The organism is Arthrobacter sp. H20 (genome assembly GCF_000520515.1).
In the GTDB taxonomy this organism is placed as follows: domain Bacteria; phylum Actinomycetota; class Actinomycetes; order Actinomycetales; family Micrococcaceae; genus Arthrobacter_D.
In genome coordinates, this window is the sequence record NZ_AZRY01000180.1 from 23,003 (window position 1) to 29,606 (window position 6,604).

Annotated in this window: 3 protein-coding genes and 1 tRNA gene; 2 read left to right on the top strand and 2 right to left on the bottom strand. The window is 64.6% G+C overall.

From position 1 onward, the window contains the following. The first annotated feature begins 117 nt into the window (after positions 1-117). Entirely contained in the window at positions 118-2,232 is a 2,115-nt protein-coding gene (locus tag Y703_RS0100640) for a RecQ family ATP-dependent DNA helicase (protein ID WP_026551193.1), read from the top strand. Positions 2,233-2,309: 77 nt separating this feature from the next. Here Y703_RS0100640 and Y703_RS0100645 read toward each other — a convergent pair. Both Y703_RS0100645 and Y703_RS0100650 read right to left on the bottom strand, forming a co-directional pair. Further along, positions 2,310-2,397: transfer RNA gene (locus Y703_RS0100645), tRNA-Ser, on the bottom strand. Positions 2,398-2,461: 64 nt separating this feature from the next. After that, positions 2,462-4,555: a prolyl oligopeptidase family serine peptidase gene (locus Y703_RS0100650; RefSeq protein WP_026551194.1), complete on the bottom strand. Its 2,094-nt coding sequence runs from the start codon at positions 4,553-4,555 to the stop codon at positions 2,462-2,464. A gap of 103 nt (positions 4,556-4,658) precedes the next feature. Here Y703_RS0100650 and Y703_RS0100655 point away from each other — a divergent pair, with 103 nt between their 5' ends. Next, complete coding sequence (locus Y703_RS0100655) at positions 4,659-6,587, top strand: FAD/NAD(P)-binding protein (protein WP_026551195.1); 1,929 nt, start codon at positions 4,659-4,661, stop codon at positions 6,585-6,587. The last annotated feature ends 17 nt before the right edge of the window (positions 6,588-6,604 follow it).

Consider the following 6,604-nt stretch of genomic DNA (forward strand, 5'->3'; position numbering starts at 1 on the left):
GAGAGTCTAGCCGCTGGCATCAGGCGGCCAAGAGCTGTGGAGCGGGAGACGGGAGAAATTTCCACACCTGGTGTTCCGCCTGACCGGGTGCCAGCGTGGCCTGCAATACTTGGGCTCATGGCCGAAACCACCACACTTCATGTTCAGGCAGCCGGGATTCTGCGGACCCTCGTCGGGCGCGACGACGCCGAGTTCCACGACGGTCAGTTTGAGGCGATCGAGGCGCTGGTGAACGGCGGGCGCAGGGCTTTAGTGGTCCAGAGAACCGGCTGGGGCAAGTCTGCCGTCTACTTCGTCGCAAGCCTCCTCCTGCGCGCACGGGGTGCGGGGCCCACCCTGATTGTTTCCCCGCTGCTCGCTCTGATGCGGGACCAGGTTGCCGCCGCTGCGAGGGCTGGAGTGCGGGCCGAAGCGATTAACTCTGCCAATCAGGTGGATTGGCAGGAGATCACTACCAAACTCGACAACAATTCAGTTGATGTCCTGCTGGTGTCCCCTGAGCGGCTGAACAATCCGGCGTTCCGCGAACGCCACCTTCCCGAGCTGATCCGGCGGACCGGCCTGCTGGTCATTGATGAGGCTCACTGTATCTCCGACTGGGGGCATGACTTCCGCCCGGACTATCGCCGGTTGCGTGACCTGATCACCCAGTTGCCGCCGGGTGTGCCGGTTCTGGCAACGACGGCCACCGCTAACTCGCGGGTGGTCAGCGATGTTGAAGAGCAGTTGGGTACTGACGGCACCGAGGTGTTCACCCTCCGTGGCACCCTGGCCCGTGACTCCTTGCGGCTGGGTGTGCTGCGGCTGCCGAGCCCGCGCTCACGGCTCGCCTGGCTATTGACCCACATTGATGACCTGCCGGGCAGCGGAATCATCTATGCGCTGACGGTTGCAGCCGCTGAGGATACGGCTCATCTGTTGCGGGCGAACGGGCACCAGGTACTTGCCTATACGGGCCGGACCGATCCGGCAGACCGCGAATCAGCCGAGGCAGCGTTGAAGAGCAACGAGGTCAAAGCGTTGGTGGCCACCAGCGCGCTCGGGATGGGGTTCGACAAACCGGATCTCGGGTTCGTTGTTCACCTGGGGGCACCGTCCTCCCCGGTGGCGTATTACCAGCAGGTAGGTCGCGCTGGCCGTGGCACGCCGAACGCCGATGTGTTGCTCCTGCCGGGAACCGAAGACCGCGAAATCTGGGAGTATTTCGCCACCTCCTCGATGCCGTCAGAGGAAAAAGCGACCCGGGTACTCGACGCACTAGGGTCTGGGACGGTTCTGTCCACGCCTGCGCTCGAGGCGCGGGTCAACCTCAAACGTACTCCGCTGGAGTTGCTGCTGAAGGTCCTGGACGTGGACGGTGCCGTCCGCAAGGTGCAGGGCGGCTGGGAAAGTACCGGGACGCCCTGGGTGTACGACAGTGAGCGCTATGGTCGGATAGCCAAAGCCCGGATCGCCGAGCAGAAGTCCATGTTGGACTACGAGAACACGGCGGCGTGCCGGATGGAGTATCTCGCGGCCGCACTCGACGACCCGACTGCTGCGCCCTGCGGGAGGTGCGACAACTGCGCTGGCCCCTGGTACTCGGATGAGGTGTCACACGACGCCTCAGATAGCGCCCAGAAGGCACTCAGCCGGGTGGGGGTGGAATTGGGCCCACGGGGTCAGTGGCCCAGTGGCATGGACAAACTGTCAGTGCCGGTCAAGGGGCGTATCGCCGCTGATCAGGCGAATGCGCCGGGCCGGGCCCTGGCCCGGCTCACGGATCTGGGGTGGGGAAGCCGGCTGCGGGAAATGCTGGCTGACACCACGGCTGATCAACCGCTGGGTCAGTTGGCGATTGAGGCTTGCATCTCGGTTTTGGCGCAGTGGGGCTGGGACAATCGTCCAGTCGCCGTCGTCAGCGTGCCGTCCCGGCGCCGCCCCCTGATGGTGCAATCCCTGGCAGAGGGACTCGCGGGTGTGGGCCGCATCCCATATCTCGGCGCTCTGCAAACGCCTCACGGCTGGCCTACCGGAGCGCCGGGCGGCAACAGTGCGTTCCGGCTTGCCGCCGTCTGGGATCGTTTCGCTGTGCCGGACGAGGGCCGGGAATGGTTTGCTGCCAACCCCGGACCAGTGCTGCTGGTGGACGACCTGGCAGATAGCCGGTGGACGATAACTGTGGCTGGTAAGGCGCTGCGTGACGCCGGTGCACAGGAGGTGCTGCCCTTTGCCCTAGCGCTGAAGGCGTGATTCCGGCGGGCTAGGCACGTGCTTAAACCCACGAGCACCCCGGTTCGATGACGAACCGGGGTGCTCGGTGAACTACGCGGAGACGGGGGGATTTGAACCCCCGGTAGGCTTTAGGCCCACACTTCATTAGCAGTGAAGCCCATTCGGCCGCTCTGGCACGTCTCCAGCGGCTATTACTAGCCACCCAAGGCTACCCGTAAGAAGCGGGCAAGAGCAAAACCGCTGACGGCTATAGCCCTCCGCTCAACGCCTTCCACATAAACTCCTGTGACATGACGTGCATGCGGGCTGCCTGACGGTTATCCGATGCCCCGGCGTGACCGCCTTCCAGGGCTTCGTGGAACCACACGTTGTCAATGTTCATTGCTCTCATCCGTGCGGCCATCTTCCGCGCCTGGACCGGGCCCACCCGGTCGTCACTGGTGGCGGTCCAGATCAGTGTGCGCGGGTAGCTGACCCCGGTGCGCAGCAGATGGTAGGGAGAGAAGGTTTGCACGTACTCCCATTCCTCGGGCTTGTCGGGATCGCCGTACTCGGCAATCCACGAGTAGCCGGCTGACAGGCGGGTATAACGGCGCATGTCCAGCAGGGGCACGCCGCAGGAGATGGCTCCGAACAGGTGAGGGTACTGGGTGAGCATGTTGCCCACCAGCAGACCGCCGTTGCTGCGTCCGGTGCAGCCCAGGAGCTCTGGCCTAGTGACTCCACGAGCCACCAGATCCTCGGCGATCGCCGCGAAGTCCTCGTACGCGCGATGCCGGTTCGCATGCAGTGCTGCACGGTGCCAGGCCGGACCGTACTCCCCGCCGCCGCGGATGTTCGCCAGTACGTACACTCCATGCCTGCCGCTGGCAGTGGTCCGCTCCAGCCACCCCCGTCCGATTACCCCCGAGTAGGACGGAACCATTGCGTTCTCGAAACCGCCGTAGCCTGACATGAGGGTGGGGTTCTCGCCGTCCAGCGCCAGGTTCTGCGCCCCGACCTGGAAATACGGGACCCGGGTCCCGTCCCTGGACACCGCGAAGTGCTGCTCAACGGTGAATTGGTCGTCATTAAAGAACGACGGCGTACCCTTCACCTGGGTGTGAGTCCCGCCAATGGTGCCCCGCAGCAGGGTCGTGGGGGTCAGGAACCCGCTGGCCAATAGCCAATAGTCGTTCCCGGCGTCGTCGTCCTCATCATCGACGGCGAAGGCGTCAACCGAATGGAGGGGCGGGCACGCGTCGAGGATCTCGGCCCGCCATTGCTCAGACGGTTTGAGGACCCGGATTTCGGATGACACATCGTTGAGCAGGTTGATCAGGAGGTAGTCACGAGTCCAACTCCAGGATTGCAGCGAGGTCTGTGTGTCGGGCCGGAAGAGCGTGGTCAACGATCGGTTGCCGGCAAGGAATGACTCAAGGTCGACGCCGAGGAGCGATCCGGCGGGGAATACTGTGCCGTCCACTGTCCAATCGGTGCGGGGCCGCAGGAGTAGCCACTGTCGATGCAGTGAAACGTTTACGTCATCCGGAACGTCCAGCTTGACCCACTCGCCGTCGTGGCGGAGATGGGTGCTGCTTGAGTAGAAGTCGATGGTGTCCACGGCGATGTCCCGTTCGAATCCGGGTGTCTGGTCCCGCATCACCACTGCCATCATGTGGGTTTCGGGGATTTCGAAGTACAGTTCGGCGTCATCGAGGGATTGTCCGCGCTGCACGGTGCGCACAGTGCGCGGATAGGAACTGGTGGTGATCGAGCCGGGACCGAAGTCGGTGGCCACGTAGAGTGCATCAGGTCCGGCCCAGCTGATCCGGCTCTTGGCAGCGGGAATGTCGAAGCCGTCAGCAACAAAGGTGCGGGAGACGACGTCGAACTCGCGGAACCGGCGCGCGTCGCCTCCATCGGGGGACAGCGCAACCAGTGCACGCCGGTGCGGCTCGCCGGCAACGGGACGCAGGAACATTGCCCCGCCCCACACCCATTCGGTGTCTTCGTCGGCGCTGAGTGAATCGAGGTCCAACAGCACCTCCCACTCGGTCTGCTCCGAGGCGTAGCTGTCCCACCTGGTGCGGCGCCACAGCCCCTTGGGGTGCTCCTTATCGCGCCAGAAGTTGTAGTAGTGATCGCCTCGTTTGGCGACCATCGGAATGCGATCTGTCGAGTCGAGAACCTCCAGAGCCTCGCGCTCCCTGTCCTGGAATTCCCCGGTAACGAGCAATCGTTCGGTGACAGCGTTCTCGGTGCGAACCCACTCAAGGGGTGAGTCACCATAGATGTCCTCAAGCCAGAGGAACTCGTCGTCGGAGGGGGGACCGGGGTGGTGGTCTGTGGTGAAGGTCATAATCCATCCTATGCACGCCCGTCGGGACCGCCGAACCGGTCGGTGAGCGGTCGGTGGATGCCCCGGTTCCTCACCGCTGCGGCCCAGCGGATACCCTTGTCGAATGCACACGGGACGGAAAATAAGGGTAGCTGTGGTGGGTGCGGGGCCCCGCGGCACCTCGGTCCTGGAACGGCTCATCTCCCAGTGGTCGGCCCACCGGGCCGGTCCGCAGCCGGGTCTGGACATCCACCTGGTTGACCCGGAGCTTCCCGGCCCCGGGCATGTCTGGCGACCCGATCAGTCGAGGCTCTTCCTGATGAACACCCCGTCGCTGTTTCCCACGGTGGTGCCGGTCGGCCAGGCCGCGGGCGGCGTCGTTCAGTCAATCGTTGAGTGCTCGTTCGACGACTGGCGGGTGCAGATGACTACTGACCCGCACCCGTCCCTGTCCGACGCTGACAGGGATGAAGTGGCACGGCTCGGTGGCTCCGGATTCCCCAGCCGCGCGCTGTACGGCAGGTACCTCAGCTGGATCTATGGTCAGCTGCTTGAAGCCAGTGGGGACGGAATCGCCGTCACTCATCACCCCACCGATGCGTTGGAGCTCTCCCCGGACGACGCCGGCTACCGGCTCCGGCTGGGCGACGAATCGGAGCTTGCCGTTGACGCTGTTGTGCTGGCATTGGGGCACCTCCCGGCGCATCTCAGCCCCGAACAGGCTGCGCTGCGCGACGGCGCTGCCCGGTATAGCCTCCAGTACTGGCCGCCAGCCGTGCCAGCAGATATTGACTGGGACAGGCTTCCTGCGAAGAAGCCGGTCCTGATCCGGGGGCTGGGGCTGAATTTCTTTGACGTCATGATTCAGCTGACCGAGGGGCGCGGGGGGCGGTTCACCCCCGACGACAGCGGGAAACTGGTGTACCACCCTGCCGGACGCGAGCCCCAGATTGTTGCCGCATCACGGCGGGGAGTGCCGTACCGGGCGAAGGCGCAGCTGGATAGCTATCTTCCGCGCAGCGTCTCCTTGCGCTACTGCACATTGGCGACGCTGCGGTCTTTCTCCGAGCAGGGAATCCAGCCGGGCTTCGACCACGATATTTGGCCGCTGCTGCACCGCGATGTGCTGAATACTTACTACACCACCCTGGTCCGGGTGACAGGGGAGCGGCTGCTGGCTGACCCGACCGGATTCCTTGACCGGGTCCACACCGCTCTTGAGGTAAGTGGGCCGGGTTGGGCCGCGGCCCTGGGAGAGGTACTCGATGACGAGCTGGCCCTGGCGCATCACCTCGATGTCGAGGGGCTAGGCCACCCCTTTGCCGGCCGTCGGTTTGCCAGCCCCGGGGACTATCAGGAAGCAGTGCTGAACTACCTTGACGCTGATGTTACTGAGTCGCACAAGGGGGAGGACAGCCCCCTCAAGATGGCAATCGGTGCCATGAATGCAGGCCGCACAGTCATCAAACAGGTGGTTGCCGACGGCGGGTTGACCGATCAGGCATGGATGACTGAGCTGCGGGGATGGTTCGAGCCGCTCGTTGAAGGCCTGGCTAGCGGACCGCCTTCCCTTCGGATTGCGCAACTTGCCGCTCTGGTGCGGGCGGGTGTGGTGCAGTTCGTGGGACCGAACCCCAGATTCATCGTCGACGCGGATACCGAGCGGTTTGGTGCGTCCTCACCCTGGGTAGCGGGGGCGGAGGTCTCGGCGAGCTACCTCGTGGACGCCATGATGCCGCCCAACCGGGCCGCCAGCACCCTGTCCCCGCTGTTGCGTCAACTTCTCAACGACGGGTTGGTACGACCCAAAATGATGATGGCTCATGACGGCGCACCCTTGAGCTCGCCCGGGTTGGACGTCACCCTGCCGCCCTACCGCGCGATCGGCGGCTCCGGCCAGCCGCAGCCCGACCTGTATGTTCTTGGGCTGCAGCTCGCCTCTGTGCAATGGGGGACAGCGATCGCCGCCCAGGCTCACACGCCGGCCGACGCTGGCGGGCGGACGCTCCGCGACGCCGATGACATCGCCACAGTCATCCTCTCCCAGCGGTAGTTAACCCGAAACGGCGG

What these genes read in the sequence shown, in the direction of transcription:
- Y703_RS0100640 (WP_026551193.1), top strand. Translation starts at nt 118, where the DNA reads ATGGCCGAAACCACCACACTTCATGTTCAGGCAGCCGGGATTCTGCGG.
- Y703_RS0100650 (WP_026551194.1), bottom strand. Translation starts at nt 4,555, where the DNA reads ATGACCTTCACCACAGACCACCACCCCGGTCCCCCCTCCGACGACGAG.
- Y703_RS0100655 (WP_026551195.1), top strand. Translation starts at nt 4,659, where the DNA reads ATGCACACGGGACGGAAAATAAGGGTAGCTGTGGTGGGTGCGGGGCCC.